Origin of the sequence: Polaromonas hydrogenivorans (genome assembly GCF_040105105.1) — a bacterium.
In the GTDB taxonomy this organism is placed as follows: Bacteria; Pseudomonadota; Gammaproteobacteria; order Burkholderiales; family Burkholderiaceae_C; genus Polaromonas; species Polaromonas hydrogenivorans.
On record NZ_CP157675.1, the window covers coordinates 1,245,949 to 1,259,841 of the forward strand.

13 protein-coding genes are annotated in these 13,893 nt (G+C 61.7%); 2 read left to right on the plus strand and 11 right to left on the minus strand.

Features of this window, described 5'->3' with window-relative positions; all coding sequences use genetic code 11:
- Positions 1-144 precede the first annotated feature (144 nt).
- Entirely contained in the window at positions 145-897 is a 753-nt protein-coding gene (locus ABLV49_RS05820) for an SDR family oxidoreductase (protein WP_349280701.1), read from the plus strand.
- An 18-nt stretch (positions 898-915) separates the two neighbouring features.
- Here ABLV49_RS05820 and ABLV49_RS05825 read toward each other — a convergent pair whose 3' ends face one another.
- The 6 genes from ABLV49_RS05825 to ABLV49_RS05850 all read right to left on the minus strand — a co-directional run bounded on the left by ABLV49_RS05825 (position 916) and on the right by ABLV49_RS05850 (position 7,197).
- Entirely contained in the window at positions 916-1,281 is a 366-nt protein-coding gene (locus ABLV49_RS05825) for a DUF779 domain-containing protein (RefSeq protein WP_349280702.1), read from the minus strand.
- A gap of 48 nt (positions 1,282-1,329) precedes the next feature.
- Positions 1,330-2,331, minus strand: a complete 1,002-nt coding sequence (locus tag ABLV49_RS05830; RefSeq protein WP_349280703.1) for a DUF6976 family protein — start codon at positions 2,329-2,331, stop codon at positions 1,330-1,332.
- The gene (locus ABLV49_RS05835) at positions 2,328-3,122 is read right to left on the minus strand and encodes a hypothetical protein (RefSeq protein WP_349280704.1); all 795 of its coding nucleotides are present in this window, start codon (positions 3,120-3,122) and stop codon (positions 2,328-2,330) included. Before ABLV49_RS05835 ends, ABLV49_RS05830 begins: the two co-directional genes overlap by 4 nt.
- A gap of 120 nt (positions 3,123-3,242) precedes the next feature.
- Entirely contained in the window at positions 3,243-4,763 is a 1,521-nt protein-coding gene (exaC, locus tag ABLV49_RS05840; RefSeq protein WP_349280705.1) for an acetaldehyde dehydrogenase ExaC, read from the minus strand.
- A gap of 280 nt (positions 4,764-5,043) precedes the next feature.
- On the minus strand, positions 5,044-5,973 hold the full coding sequence (gene argF, locus ABLV49_RS05845; RefSeq protein WP_011802383.1) for an ornithine carbamoyltransferase: 930 nt from the start codon (positions 5,971-5,973) through the stop codon (positions 5,044-5,046).
- Positions 5,974-5,982: 9 nt separating this feature from the next.
- Positions 5,983-7,197 (minus strand): aspartate aminotransferase family protein, encoded by a 1,215-nt coding sequence (locus ABLV49_RS05850; RefSeq protein WP_349280706.1) that lies wholly within the window; start codon positions 7,195-7,197, stop codon positions 5,983-5,985.
- Positions 7,198-7,437: 240 nt separating this feature from the next.
- On the opposite strand from ABLV49_RS05850, the gene ABLV49_RS05855 reads away from it, so the two are divergent.
- On the plus strand, positions 7,438-7,755 hold the full coding sequence (locus ABLV49_RS05855; RefSeq protein ID WP_349280707.1) for a DUF3579 domain-containing protein: 318 nt from the start codon (positions 7,438-7,440) through the stop codon (positions 7,753-7,755).
- Between the two features lie 139 nt (positions 7,756-7,894).
- Here the strand turns inward: ABLV49_RS05855 and rpsT are convergent, their stop codons facing one another.
- The 5 genes from rpsT to ABLV49_RS05880 form a co-directional block, all read right to left on the minus strand.
- The gene (rpsT, locus tag ABLV49_RS05860; RefSeq protein ID WP_349280708.1) at positions 7,895-8,215 is read right to left on the minus strand and encodes a 30S ribosomal protein S20; all 321 of its coding nucleotides are present in this window, start codon (positions 8,213-8,215) and stop codon (positions 7,895-7,897) included.
- A gap of 121 nt (positions 8,216-8,336) precedes the next feature.
- Positions 8,337-8,927: a c-type cytochrome gene (locus ABLV49_RS05865; protein WP_349280709.1), complete on the minus strand. Its 591-nt coding sequence runs from the start codon at positions 8,925-8,927 to the stop codon at positions 8,337-8,339.
- 33 nt (positions 8,928-8,960) lie between these two features.
- Positions 8,961-10,682, minus strand: coding sequence for a pyrroloquinoline quinone-dependent dehydrogenase (locus ABLV49_RS05870; protein ID WP_349280710.1), 1,722 nt, complete (start codon positions 10,680-10,682; stop codon positions 8,961-8,963).
- A 223-nt stretch (positions 10,683-10,905) separates the two neighbouring features.
- On the minus strand, positions 10,906-11,574 hold the full coding sequence (locus ABLV49_RS05875; RefSeq protein WP_349280711.1) for an ankyrin repeat domain-containing protein: 669 nt from the start codon (positions 11,572-11,574) through the stop codon (positions 10,906-10,908).
- Positions 11,575-11,630: 56 nt separating this feature from the next.
- Positions 11,631-13,664, minus strand: coding sequence for a TonB-dependent receptor family protein (locus ABLV49_RS05880; protein WP_349280712.1), 2,034 nt, complete (start codon positions 13,662-13,664; stop codon positions 11,631-11,633).
- Between the last annotated feature and the right edge of the window lie 229 nt (positions 13,665-13,893).

Consider the following 13,893-nt stretch of genomic DNA (forward strand, 5'->3'; position numbering starts at 1 on the left):
AGTTGAAGCTTCAAGTAACTGTTTGCAGGTATGGCACAAGCCGCGCAGCAACGCACCTGCTGCTGCTCGTGCAAAATCGGCGGCTCTGGCAGCGAGCCACCGGTTTCTCCCTTCTGCATCCAACTACACAGACAAAGGCTTTCCATGAATTCGAACGACAAAGTGGCACTCGTGACCGGCGCGGGCACCGGCATTGGCAAGGAGGTGGCGTTGGCGCTGGCGGGCGCGGGCTACCGCGTGGTGCTGGCCGGGCGGCGCATCGAGCCGCTCCATGAAGTCGCCCTGCAGGCCGGCGCGGACCGCGCCTTGCCGGTGGCCACCGATGTCAGCCGGCCCGAATCGGTCGATGCCCTGTTTGCTGCCATTCAGGATAAGTTTGGCCGCCTCGACGTGCTGTTCAACAATGCGGGCGTCAATTCGCCCAGGGCCAGCTTTGAAGACCTGAGCTTCGAGCAGTGGCAAAACGTGGTCAACATCAACCTGACGGGTTCATTTTTGTGCGCGCAGGGCGCCTTCAGGCTGATGAAGGCGCAACTGCCGCAGGGCGGCCGCATCATCAACAACGGCTCGATCTCGGCCCACGCGCCCCGCCCGAATTCGGCGCCCTACACCTCGACCAAGCATGCCATCACCGGCCTGACCAAGGCGATTTCGCTCGACGGCCGCAAGTACAACATCGCCTGCGGCCAGATCGACATCGGCAACGCCCTGACCGAGCTTTCCGCGCGCATGGCCACCGGCGTGCCGCAGGCCAATGGCGATATTGCCATCGAGCCGATGATGGACGCGAAGGAAGTGGCCGATGCGGTGCTTCACATGGCGGGGCTGCCCTTGTCCACCAACATCCAGTTCATGACCATCATGGCCACCAAAATGCCGTTCGTCGGACGCGGCTGATGCCTGTTGGCAAGGCTCTCAGGCGAGCAGGGGCAGTGTGCGCCATTCCTCGTCGGTGAACAGCCGGGAACGGGTGATGAAACACACGTTTTCCGGCCCTTCGAGCGAAAAGGTGCTGCCGCTGCCCGAGGTCACGTCAATGATCAGCTGGGTGTTCTTCCAGTATTCAAAATGCGACTGGTTGATGTAGAACTGGCAGCCGCCAATCTCGCCCAGCAAGATGTCGTAGCGGCCCACCGACAGCTCGCCGATGAGGTAGCACATGGGCGCACTGCCGTCGCAGCAGCCCGCCGACTGAAAAAACATCAGCGCCGTACCGTGTTTGGTCTTCAGGCGCTCGATCAGCGCCAGCGACGCTTCGGTGGCGACTACTCGTTTGACCATCTTGATTTCCTGTTCAATTCGTTGCTTCAGCCCTGTGCACCTGCTGCCTCAGTAGGTTTCCAGCGTCAGGTGCACCACGGTCTGGTTCAGCAGCACATAGGCCACTTCCCCAAAGGTCATGGGGCCCGTCACATGCCCGGTGCGCTTTCCCTCCAGTTCGGAGTACAGGTAGTTGAGCACGCAGTTGCAGGAAAACCCGGCTTGCTCCGGCAGGTCTGCAATGGCCTGGCCGAAAGCGGTTTCATAGCTGCCCGCAAAAGGCTTCGCCAGCTTGTAAGCAACATGCGGAAAGACCGGCCCGTAAAACTGCACGTTGTCCTGCTTTTCGTTGACCGCTTTCAGGCTGACGTTGATCAGCGCGCCGCTGTAGTCGGCGACCAGCGGCAGGCGGGTATCGTGGCCGATTTTCTTGAGGTATCTGGCCAGCGAGGCCGGCTTGCCGTTCACCAGGCAGGTCGATGCTTCAAAGCCGCTTTCCTGGAACTCGATCAGGTCACCGTCTCCCTGGCTGAACAGGTTCACGATGCTGACATGGGCGCTGACGTTTTCCGGCAGGGGAACATGGATCACGACCGCCTGGTTTTCGAGCAGGGCGCCGTTGCGGCCGTCACGCACCTTGGGCGTGCGCTGGCCCATGTCATCCAGGTGGATGCCCGAGATCCAGCCGACCAGCGGCTTCATGAACATCTCGTCGTAATGGGACGCATGCTGCGCATATTCAAGATGAACTTCGGAAAATGCCGGCAGGATGATCAGGCTGAAGCCATTGACGGGCGCTTCCATGCACACCTGCGACAGCGATGCCGCGTCATAGTGCTTGATGGAGGGCGCGAGGCCCGGGTAAAACGACAGGGGCGTGACGAACAGCCGCTCGCGCGTGGTGATGCCGCCCTCCTGGCTCATGAAATAGGGAATGGTGCCGCCAATCCAGTTGCCGTTCGGCAGCGCCGCCAGCACGCTTTCGTCGCCCGCAATGGCCAGCGTGGCACCGCTGCGGATTAGTTGAGCGGCCATGTCTGGAGTGACCAGAAGCTGTTGCAAGGCGTTCATGCGTACTCCGACTGTGATATTTTTCTGAACTGGTTCAGCTCATATTCGAGACTGCGCTGGTTGCGCTCGACATATCGGTGCAGTTCGCGCAGCTTGAGCTGCTTGACTTCATCGTTTTGCTGCAGGCTGACTTGCTGGCGCAGCTTGGTCAGAATGAGTTGCAGGCTCAGGGTCTTGATATGGATGGTGAGTTCGCCGGTGATGAGGCGTTCCCATACGGGGTCTTTCACATCCGGCACGTTGCCGGAACCTGCCGATGGCGACAAGTGCGCATCCGGGCCGGTGGCCGTGTCGGTTTTCTGGCTTGCGGTGTATTCAAACTTGACCTGGCCATTGTCGAGCGCGTGCTTGAACTTCCACAGGTCGGCAAAAGGGATGTTGTGTATGTCGCAGATCGCGGGTATTTCCAGGCCTTCCTTCAGGCAGGCAAAGACCTGGCGTGACAGCCGGTTGGAAAAAGGCAGGCCCGGCTGGCCAAACCAGGGCAGGTCGAAGTGACGCTCATCAAGAACATCCAGGGTATGAATCTGGCAGGTGAAATTCATGCAGTTGAGGTGGCGCCACTGCATTTCAGGGCCGTTAACGGGCGCTTCGGCAATGGCTTGCACCGCCGTGAGCAGTCCGAACCAGCTGCGCTTCTTTTTGACGTTGGCTTGCGGCTGCCGGGTGATCCAGACATGAACCATTGCCGCGACTTCATCAATGCGGTACTGGGTCGCCCGCCATGGATGAGGAATGCCGGCAGCTACTGCCAGATAGCCTGCAATGGCAAGTTCATGAGGCTCTTTCATATAACCGTCTCCAAAAACATGGCACCTGCCAATCCGGTTGACACTGAAGTGGACAGGGGCCGGAATGGTCAAACCATCCGGCCCCCGGCCGACTCAACAAGCTCGTCTCAAGGCTTCGTATTAGAAGAAGCCCAGTGCTTTCGGACTGTAGCTGACCAGCAGGTTCTTGGTCTGCTGGTAGTGGTCGAGCATGACCTTGTGGGTCTCGCGGCCGATGCCCGATTCCTTGTAGCCGCCAAAAGTGGCGTGGGCCGGGTAGGCGTGGTAGCAGTTGGTCCAGACGCGGCCGGCCTGGATGGCGCGGCCCATGCGGTAGGCGGTGGCGCCGTCACGCGTCCAGACGCCGGCGCCCAGGCCGTAAGGCGTGTCGTTGGCGATTTCCAGCGCTTCGGCTTCATCCTTGAAGGTGGTCACGGCCAGCACCGGGCCGAAGATTTCTTCCTGGAAAATCCGCATCTTGTTGTGGCCCTTGAACAGCGTCGGCTGGATGTAGTAGCCGCCGGCCAGGTCGCCTTCCAGGTGGGCGCGTGCGCCGCCTGCCAGCAGTTCGGCGCCTTCTTCCTTGCCGATGGCCAGGTAGGCCTCGATCTTCTTCATCTGCTCCAGCGACGCCTGGGCGCCCATCATGCAGTCGGTATCGAGCGGGCTGCCCTGCTTGATGGCTGCGACACGTTCGAGCACGCGTGCCATGAACTTATCGTAGATCGATTCATGGATCAGCGCGCGTGAAGGGCAGGTGCAGACTTCGCCCTGGTTGAAGGCAAACAGCACCATGCCTTCGATGGCCTTGTCGAAAAAGGCGTCATCGGCGTCGGCGATGTCGGCAAAGAAGATGTTGGGCGACTTGCCGCCGAGTTCCAGCGTGGCCGGGATCAGGTTGGTGGCTGCGGCCTGCGCAATCACGCGGCCGGTGGCGGTGGAGCCGGTGAAGGCGATCTTGGCGATGCGCTTGCTGGTGGCCAGCGGCATGCCGGCTTCGCGGCCATAGCCATTGACGATGTTGAGCACGCCCGGCGGGAGCAGGTCGGCAATGAATTCGGCCAGGATCAGGATGGAAATCGGCGTCGATTCGGCGGGCTTGAGCACCACGCAGTTGCCGGCGGCAATGGCGGGCGCCAGTTTCCAGGCGGCCATCAGGATCGGGAAGTTCCAGGGAATGATCTGGCCGACGACGCCCAAAGGCTCATGGAAATGGTAGGCGATGGTGTCGCCGTCGATCTCGGAGAGGCTGCCTTCCTGCGAGCGCAGGCAACCGGCAAAGTAGCGGAAATGGTCAGCCGTCAGCGGAATGTCGGCATTCAGGGTTTCGCGGATGGCCTTGCCGTTATCGACGGTTTCGGCGTAGGCCAGTGCTTCGAGGTTTTGCTCGATGCGGTCGGCGATTTTGAGCAGCACGTTGGCGCGCTCGGCCGCTGGTGTCTTGCCCCATGCGCCGGCGGCGGCATGCGCTGCGTCAAGCGCCAGTTCGATGTCCTCGGCGCCGGAGCGGGCTGCCTTGGTGTAAGGCTGGCCGGTGATGGGGGTGATGACTTCGAAATAGGCGCCGTTGAGCGGGGCGACAAACTTGCCGCCGATGAAGTTGTCGTACTGAGCTTTGAAGTTGACTGGGGCGCCGGCGGAGCCGGGGTTGGCGTAAATCATGTCGTGTCTCCAGTAGGTAGGGTCGATTGCTTGAGTTAAGCCACCCACCGGGCCGGTGAGATGGTCTTACCGGAGGCTGTTTGCAGGGACTGTGCCAGTCACTTTTTGGGGCCGAAAAGTCCAAAATAACAGGAAAATCAGACATGTTTTAAGGGTAAACCCTTTAATGTCATGAAGCCCTGTGCCAGTTGCTGACACAGGGCTGTTTCAGAATGGAGCAATGCCTTTTTCTGACTGCAGCAAAACCTATGCCTGCTGCACCCAGGGTTCACGGCTGCTTTTACAGGCGACCGAGCAGCAGGAATTCCATCAGCGCCTTTTGCACATGCATGCGGTTTTCGGCCTCGTCCCAGACCACGGACTGAGGGCCGTCGATCACCTCGGCCTCGACTTCCTCGCCCCGGTGCGCCGGCAGGCAATGCATGAACAGCGCATCGGGCTTGGCGGCGCGCATCATCTCGCTGTCCACGCACCAGTCGGCAAAAGCCTTTTTGCGCGCTTCGTTCTCGGCTTCATAGCCCATGCTGGTCCAGACATCGGTGGTCACCAGGTCGGCGCCGGCGCAGGCCTGCATCGGATCCTTGAAGACCTGGTAGCTTTCGCTGGAGCGGATGCCGGCAATTGACTGGTCCACTTCGTAGCCGCCGGGCGTGCTGAGGTGGACCTTGAAGCCGAGGATTTCGCTGGCCTGCAGCCAGGTGTTGGCCATGTTGTTGCCGTCGCCGACCCAGGCCACGGTCTTGCCCTGGATCGAGCCGCGGTGCTCGATGTAGGTGAAGATGTCGGCCAGAATCTGGCAGGGGTGGAATTCGTTGGTCAGGCCGTTGATGACCGGCACTCGCGAGTGTTCGGCAAAGCGGTTGATCTTGGTCTGCTCGAAGGTGCGGATCATCACCAGATCGACCATGCGGCTGATCACCTTGGCGCTGTCCTCAATCGGTTCTGCGCGGCCCAACTGGCTGCCTTCGGTGGTGAGGTTCACGACCGTGCCGCCCAGCTGGTACATGCCGGCCTCGAAGCTCACGCGGGTGCGGGTCGAGGCTTTCTCGAAAATCATCACCATCGTGCGGTCAATCAGCGGCTGGTGCCTTTCGTAGGCCTTGAATTTTTTCTTGATCAGGGCGGCGCGCTCGAAGAGGTAGGCGTAGTCATCGGCGTTCAGGTCGCTGAACTGCAGGTAATGCTTGAGCGGGGTGGGGGGGCTGGACATGCTCATGGTTCACACGCCTTCCTGCAGCAACTGCCTGACGAGGGGGCACAAAATCGCCACGACTTCATCGGCTTCTGCCGTGGTCATGATGAGCGAAGGCACCATGCGGATCACGGTGTCGGCTGTGACGCTGATCAGCAAGCCGTTTTCGGCCGCCTGGGTGACCAGCGCGCCGCAAGGCTTCGTCAGTTCAATGCCCAGCATCAGGCCGCGACCGCGAATTTCCCTGAAGCCCGGCAGGTCGCCCAGCTCGCGCGTCAGCGCGGCCCGCAGGTGGTTGCCCACCGTGACCGCGTTTTCCAGCAGGCCATCTTCTTCCATGATGCGGATGGTTTCCACGCCGGCCCGCATCGCCAGCGGATTGCCGCCAAAGGTCGTGCCGTGGTTGCCGGGCGCAAAGATATGCGCGGCCCTGGGGCCAGCCACCACCGCGCCGACCGGAACGCCCGAGCCCAGCCCCTTGGCCAGCGGCATCACGTCCGGCTTGATGCCGGACCACTGGTGCGCAAACCATTTGCCGGTGCGCCCCATGCCGCATTGCACCTCGTCGATCATCAAGAGCCAGTCGCGCTCGTCGCACAGCGCGCGCGCCTGCCGCAGGTAGTCGTCCGTCATGCTGTGAATGCCGCCTTCGCCCTGGATGGCTTCAAAAAACACCGCGACCACATTTGGATTGCCCTCGGTGGCGGCTTTCAATTCGTTGATGTCGTTGATGGGGACGCGAATGAAGCCTTCGACCAGCGGGCCAAAGCCGGCCTGCACCTTGGGGTTGCCGGTGGCGCTCAGCGTGGCGATGCTGCGGCCGTGGAAGGCTTTTTCATAAACGACGATTTCGGGGCGTTCAATGCCCTTGTCATGGCCAAACTTGCGCGCCAGCTTGAGCGCGGCTTCATTGGCTTCCAGGCCGGTCGAGCAGAAGAAAACATTTTCCAGTCCCGACAGCTCGACCAGCTTGGCCGCCAGCGTTTCCTGCAGCGGCACATGGTAGTAGTTGGAGCTGTGGATGATCTTGCCGATCTGGTCGCGCAGCGCGGCGACGAGTTGGGGGTGGTTGTGGCCGACGGTGTTGACGGCAATGCCGCCGAGCGCATCGAGGTAGGACTTGCCATTGACATCCCAGACGCGGCAGCCCTGGCCATGGGACAGGGCTATCGGCAGCCGGCCGTAGGTGTTCATCACATGGGGAGAGGCAGCTTCGATGTGATCGGGAAGGGCAGCGGTCATGGGAAAACTCCGGGAAAGTAGCAAACAACAAGGTGGCCGCGACTGAATCAAGCGGGCTTGACGTGATTTTAGGCGCAGACTTCAGGGGCTTTCGTGACGATGCCGCATCACTGTCATGCGCGGCCGGGATGCGGCGGCTGGCCGCAAGGATGAGCTGAGTCTTATATAAGATAGAATCGTTGTGCGGCGCAGCATGGGGGTTTATCCTCACCCCTGGCCCGTAAAAACACCCTCCATCCGATGGTCTCCAATTCCTCCAAAGAAGTCTTCATTCAGGGCATTACGCATGATGGCAAAACCTTCCGGCCCAGCGATTGGGCCGACAGGTTGTGCGGCGTGATGAGTCAGTTTCGCCCCGGCGGACCGCAGCCCGGCAGCCACCTGACCTATTCGCCCTGGTGCGTTCCCACGGTCATCAACGGCGTCAAATGCGTCGTGGTCAATGCCGAGTTGCGCGATGCCGAACCCATGGCCTGGGACTTCGCACTCAATTTCGCCAGGGACAACAACCTGCAAATGGCCGATGCCTGCCTGCTGCCTGATCCTCCCAAGCGCTGAGCGCTTTTCCTGTAGCTCTTTCACACAGGCATAAAAAAACCGCCCGAAGGCGGTTTTTTTACTTTTGCTGCAGCGCACCCTACAAAACGGCGGACTGGCTTTTTTTAAAGTTGCCAGTCCGGGCGATTTGCCTGAATGATCAGGCGGCGGTTGGGGTGGGGGCGGCTTTGAGGGCCAGGGCTTTCACCTTGGCGGACAGGCGGCTCTTGTCGCGCGCTGCCTTGTTCTTGTGGAAGATGCCCTTGTCGGAAATCGTGTCCACGATGCTTTGGGCCTTGGCGAACAGATCCTTGGCTTTGTCTTTGTCGCCGGCTGCAACGGCTTTTTCGACGTTCTTGACAGCCGTGCGGTATTTGGAACGCAGTGAGGTGTTCGCGGCGTTGAGTTTGATGTCCTGGCGGACGCGCTTGCGGCCGGAGGCGAGGCGGGGGTTCTTTTTCTTGGGTTTGGCGGTTGCCATAATGAGTTTCCTTTAATCCTGGGAGGAGTCTGTGGATGATGCAGCAAAGCCCGCGATTATACGATAGCGGGCTTTTAACCCAGAAAATCCAAGCCGATTCCCAAGAGTCCGGATTCTCCGACTAACGCAAGCTGGCAATGTAATGCGCCAGATTCTCGATGTCGGCGTCGCTCAGGGTCTGCGCCACGCTGGTCATGTTGCCCGCGTCGTTGGTGCGGGTGCGCGCCTTGAAGTCTTTCAGCTGCTTGATGACGTAGTCGTACTGCTGGCCAGCAACGCGCGGAATCTCATTCTGGCCCGAAAGGCCCCCGAGGTGGCACATCGTGCACAGGGTTTCGTCGGCCTTGGCCCTGCCCAGTTTGACTTTCGCCTCGTCGGCCTTGAAGCTGGAGGGCTTGGGCGTTTGCGCTGCGAAGTAGTTGGCGATGTTGATCATGTCGTCGCGGCTCAGCGGTGCTGCCATCGGGCTCATCACCGGATCATTGCGCCGGCCTTCCTTGAAATCCTTGAGCTGGGTGTAGAGATAGCGCCAGGTCTGGCCCGCCAGATTGGGGAAATTACCCGCCGCCGAGTTGCCATCAACGCCATGGCAGGCCGCGCAGACTTGCGCCTTGGAGCGGCCGGCTTCGATGTCCTGGGCGCCTGCGGGCAGCCCGGCCAGCCCGGCCAGGACGGCCGCCAGGATGCCGGCAGAAAACGCGGCGGGTTTCAAACCAGATCCCCCGGGCAATGGCCTGCGCCCGGCTTACCTGGGCAGCGCATAGACGAACATCGTGTTGCCGCGCTTGAAGTCGAGCTGGGTGTTGCCGCCGCAGCCCATGGCGATGTACTGGCGGTCCTTGACCGTGTAGGACACCGGCATGGCGTTGGCGCCCGCGCCGCACTGGTATTCCCAGAGCAGCTTGCCGTTCCTGGCGTCAAGCGCGCGGAACAGGCCGTTGCCCTCGCCATAGAACAGCAGGTCGCCAGCGGTGGCCAGCGCGCCGCCGATCAGGGGCTGCGCGGTGTCGAACTTCCACGCCATCTTGCCGGTATCGACATTGACCGCCGCGACGCGTCCCCACTGCTCTTCGCCTTCAATCGTTTTGAAGGCGCCGCCCAGCCACAGCTTGCCGCCCGGATAAGCCGCCTTTTCGACGTGGTAGGTCATGGGCTGGTGCAGATTGAGGGCGTAGGCCAGGCGCAGCTTTTCGTTGACCGCCATCGGCGACCATTCCACGCCGCCATTGGCGCCCGGCAGCATGCGCGCACCTTGTGCCGTCGGCAGCACCCATATGTTTTCCTGCGGGATCATGGCTTCGGAAAAGCGGATTAGCTTGCCGTCCTTGCGGTCATGCACATAGACATGCCCCGTCTTGCCGCCGTGAAGCACGGCCGGAATCATTTTTCCGGACTTGTCCTTCACATCCATCAGGATGGGCGGACTCACTGCGTCCAGGTCCCACACGTCATGGGCCACGTACTGGGAATGCCACTTGTACTTGCCGCTGTCCAGGTCCAGCGCCACCAGCGAGTCGGTGTACAGGTTGTCGCCCGGCCGCTCGGCGCCGTACAGGTCCGGCGACGGATTGCCCACGACAAAGAAAATAGTGCGCGTCTTGAGGTCAACCGCCGGGTTCATCCAGACGCCGCCGCCCAGGGTCTGGTAGAAGCTGCTGTTGCGCGCCAGTTCCTCTTTCTCGGCCTTGATGTCGCGGTGCATGTTGCGGCCGGTGGCATCGTTTTCTGCCCACACGCCTTCATGGCCCTGCTCGGGAATCGTGTAGAAGGTCCAGAGCAGCTTGCCGTCCTTGGCGTCAAAAGCCTTGACGAAGCCGCGAATGCCGTATTCACCGCCGTTGGTGCCGATCAGCACCTTGCCCTCGACCACGGTGGGCGACATGGTTTCGCTGTAGCCCTTCTCGGGGTCGGCGATTTGGGTTTCCCACAGAACCTTGCCGCTTTGCGCGTCAAGCGCCACCAGCTTGGCGTCCAGGGTGCCCATGAACAGCTTGCCGCCCTCGATGGCGACGCCCCGGTTGTTGGGGCCGCAGCAAAAGGTGGTGATCGGCCCCATCTTGTGCTTGTAATGCCAGAATTCCTTGCCCGTCGTGGCGTCCAGCGCATAGACATGGTTGTAGGAGGTGGTCATGTACATCACGCCATCGACCACGATGGGCGCGGTTTCCATCGACTCGCGGACCTCGGTCTGAAAGCTGAACTCCGGCCTGAGGTTTTTAACATTGCCGGTGTTGATCTGCCTGCCGGGGTAAAACCGGGTCTGCGCATAGCCGCCGTTGGTCTGCAGCCAGTCCTTGCCCTGCTGGCCCGAGTTGTTCAGCTGTGCCTGCGACACGTTGACGGTCTTGATGGCCGCCGGTGCGGCGCTTTTGCCTTTTTGCTGCTGGATTTCCTGCGCGTGCGCAGCGCCAAACACACACAATGCAAGCATGGCGCACAAGCCCGTCGTTTGTTTGAGTCGAATCATGTTGTCTCCCCAAGTGGCTTCCCTCCGCCAGTCAATAGCGGGCCATGCTTCAGAGGGGGGTCACCACATGCAGCGGAACGACGCTGCCCCGGTTTTTAATTATTTCCTTGCATGACGCGAAGAAAATTATGTGCTTCCGGTACTTTTTGAGGAGTGCGCGCTGACTTGCTTTCAACTGTTGCAATTGAAGGGTCAGTCGTCGGCCATGGCGTCGCAGACAGCTTCAGCTGTTTTCCAGCAGCCTGAGCGCTGCCGTGAAATTTCCATCGCGCGCCATGTCGGCGGCGGTCTTGCCCCGGTTGTCCTTCAGGCTGCGGTCGGCGCCCTGGTCGAGCAAAAACTGCACCGTTGCCGCATTCCCGTAGCCTGCCGCCCACATCAGCAGCGTTTCGTCGTTGTCCATGCGCGCATTGACCGGGGCGCCGGCGCGCAGGAATTCAGCCAGGCATTCGCTGCAGCCGACGCCCGCGGCGTAGATGGCGGCATTTTTCTTGACGCGATCCAGTGGGTCGATCCTGGCGCCAGCGGCCATCAGCTTGCGCACGAGCGGCGCATTGCCCTTGAACGCCGCGCCCATCAGGGGCGTCACGCCTGCAATGTTGGCCAGGTTCACATCCGCGCCGGCCTGCAGCAGCACCTCCGCCAGCGCTTCGTTGCCCTTGCTGGCCGCCATGTTGAGCGGGGAGTCGCCATTGCGGTCGCGCGAATTGACGGCCGCGCCCTGCGCGAGCAAGGCCGCCACGCGTTCCGTGCGCCCCGCCTTGGCCGCCAGGACCAGTTCGCCATTGAGGTTGATCTTGTCCGCACCCTGCTGGGCAAGCGCCGGCATGAGGGACGCGCCTGCTGACACCAGCAAGGCAAAAAGCATCTTCTGGGGTGTGACCGTTTTCATGACATCTCCTTTAAAAAAGCGATATTGAAATGCTGGACGGCCCGGACCCCGCCCGCTTAAAACATGCTGCGAACGCCCACGAACAGGCGGCGCCCCGGTGCGGCTTCAAAAAAGCGGGCGTTGGTGTCGTTGACGATCAGCGACCCGGCATAGGTTTTGTCGAACAGGTTGTCAATGCGTCCATAGAGCAGCATTTTTGCGCCGTTGAAGCGGAATTCCCGGCTCAGGCGCGCATTGAACACCGCGTAACCCGGCGCCGCGTCGCTGTTGAGGTCGTTCACATAGGTCTTGCTCTCCAGGCGCATTTCCAGCCCGGCCTTGACGGAGTCGGTGATGCTGGCCTGCACGTCGGCGAACAGGCTGTGCCGGGGCGCGCCCGGCAGGCGGTTGCCGACCGGAACCAAACCCTGCGCGCCAGCGTAGGGCGACTTGAAGCGCGCATCGAGCAGGGTGTAGGCCAGGTGCGTGTCCAGGCTGCCCGCCCAGTTTGCCGACCAGGAGGCTTCCATGCCGCGCCGGGTGGTGCGGTCGGCGTTCTGGAAAATGGCGCGGCCGCCACTCGACTGCGAGGAGACGATTTCATCCTTGCTCCGGGCTTCGAACAGCGCGGCGTCAAAACTGTGAAGGCCGCTGCGCAGCTTGACGCCGATTTCGCCCTGCGTGCTTTTGGACGGCTTCAGCGCAAAGTTGGGTCCGGGCGCGCCGCCGGGGCGGTAGGCGGTTTCGGCCAGCGTCGGCGTTTCAAATCCGGTGCCCAGGTTGGCATACACATTGAGCGTGTCGGCGGCATGCCAGACCAGGCCGACGACCGGGCTGGTATTGCGATATTCCACGCTGCCGCTGGTGCTGCTGGCCGCCGGGTTGAAGCGGTCATCGACGCTGAAACGCACGCGGCTGGCGCGGACGCCGGCAATCGCCTGCCAGTCGGGTGTGAAGGTCCAGTCGAGCTGGCCGAACACATCGGTGTTGCGCGCCGTGTCGTCCTCGTTGCGGCGCAGGGCTCCGTTGCTGCCGTTCAGGTTGTCAAAGCCCTTGCGGGTTTCGCGCAGCTGGTCGGCCTCGACCCCCACGGTCCAGCGCACCGGCAACTGGTTGACCTGCATGGCATGCGTCCAGCTGGCGCCGACGCCGCCATAAGTGCGGTCCAGGTTGACCACGCCGTTGGCCTGAAAAGCCAGTTTCTGGTCCACCTTGCGCGTGCCGCCATAGACGCGCGCATTGAGCGTGTCGCTGGCCGACAGCTTGTGCTCGATCACCAGGCCGGCCTGCTGCTGCTCGATGGTCTTGCGGGTGTCGAAGGCGAGGGCGTTGGCAATCACCTGGCGCGGGTTCTGGTTGAACTGCGCATGCGTCAGCCCGAGCGGGTCTTCGGCCAGGGGCTGGTTGAACAGGTTAACGATGCCGGTCAGCGTGGTGTCGGCCGACGGCCTGGCGACCACCTTGGCGTTGAGTTGCTCGCGCCGGGCCGCGCTGTGGTCTCGATAGCCATCGGTCGAGTAGCGCGACACATCGAGCAGCCCACCCAATGTCTCGCTGCCGCCCGCGATTCCGGCGGCAACGTGGCGCTGGCCGTCGGAGCCGGCGCCGGCCGACAGGCTGTAGTCGGGTTTATTGGGCGTGACCGGCGGGTCTTTGGTGAAGACCTGCAGCACGCCGCCGGCCGCATTGCCGTAGAGCTGGGCCAGCGGGCCGCGCAGCAACTCGATGCGCTTGGCCGAAACCAGGCTGGCGGTGGCCGCCTGGCCCTGGCCGTCGGGCATGGTGGCTGGAATGCCGTCGATCAGAATGCGCACGCCGCGAACGCCAAAGGTCGAGCGCGTGCCAAAGCCGCGCACCGACAGCTGCAAGTCCTGCGCGAAATTCTGCCGGTCGCGAATCTGCAAACCAGGCACGGCGCCCATCAGCTCCGACAGGTTGACCAGCGGCGAGGCGGTGCGAAACGGATCGACCTGCACCGCGTCGATGGCGCCCGGCGCATCAAAGCGCCGCTGCTCGGCGCGGCTGGCGCTGATGACGACTTCCGACAATGCCTTGTTCGTGTTTTCCTGCGCATGGCTGATGGGCGCCGCCGCAGCCAGGGCAAGAAACACGGCGCAGGCCTGTCCGACGCGATGGCGTGAAAAAGCGGGTTGTACAGGCGCTGTGAATGGATTGTTTGAAAAAAAGTTAAACATGGTTGTCGTGCCGCTGACTGGGAATGAAATCTACTGAAAAACTACCGTTTTGCCAAAGCCCACGGGTAAGGGGAGATGAGTGAATGCGCTTATTTCGATCATCATCGATTCAGGATTGTTATCTTCAGCGGACGGTGATTTATAT

Excerpts from the sequence above, each read along its gene's own strand:
- exaC (WP_349280705.1), bottom strand. The coding sequence starts at position 4,763 with ATGATTTACGCCAACCCCGGCTCCGCCGGCGCCCCAGTCAACTTCAAA.
- ABLV49_RS05820 (WP_349280701.1), top strand. The coding sequence starts at position 145 with ATGAATTCGAACGACAAAGTGGCACTCGTGACCGGCGCGGGCACCGGC.
- ABLV49_RS05855 (WP_349280707.1), top strand. The coding sequence starts at position 7,438 with ATGGTCTCCAATTCCTCCAAAGAAGTCTTCATTCAGGGCATTACGCAT.
- ABLV49_RS05830 (WP_349280703.1), bottom strand. The coding sequence starts at position 2,331 with ATGAACGCCTTGCAACAGCTTCTGGTCACTCCAGACATGGCCGCTCAA.
- ABLV49_RS05825 (WP_349280702.1), bottom strand. The coding sequence starts at position 1,281 with ATGGTCAAACGAGTAGTCGCCACCGAAGCGTCGCTGGCGCTGATCGAG.
- argF (WP_011802383.1), bottom strand. The coding sequence starts at position 5,973 with ATGTCCAGCCCCCCCACCCCGCTCAAGCATTACCTGCAGTTCAGCGAC.
- rpsT (WP_349280708.1), bottom strand. The coding sequence starts at position 8,215 with ATGGCAACCGCCAAACCCAAGAAAAAGAACCCCCGCCTCGCCTCCGGC.
- ABLV49_RS05875 (WP_349280711.1), bottom strand. The coding sequence starts at position 11,574 with ATGAAAACGGTCACACCCCAGAAGATGCTTTTTGCCTTGCTGGTGTCA.
- ABLV49_RS05850 (WP_349280706.1), bottom strand. The coding sequence starts at position 7,197 with ATGACCGCTGCCCTTCCCGATCACATCGAAGCTGCCTCTCCCCATGTG.
- ABLV49_RS05835 (WP_349280704.1), bottom strand. The coding sequence starts at position 3,122 with ATGAAAGAGCCTCATGAACTTGCCATTGCAGGCTATCTGGCAGTAGCT.
- ABLV49_RS05870 (WP_349280710.1), bottom strand. The coding sequence starts at position 10,682 with ATGATTCGACTCAAACAAACGACGGGCTTGTGCGCCATGCTTGCATTG.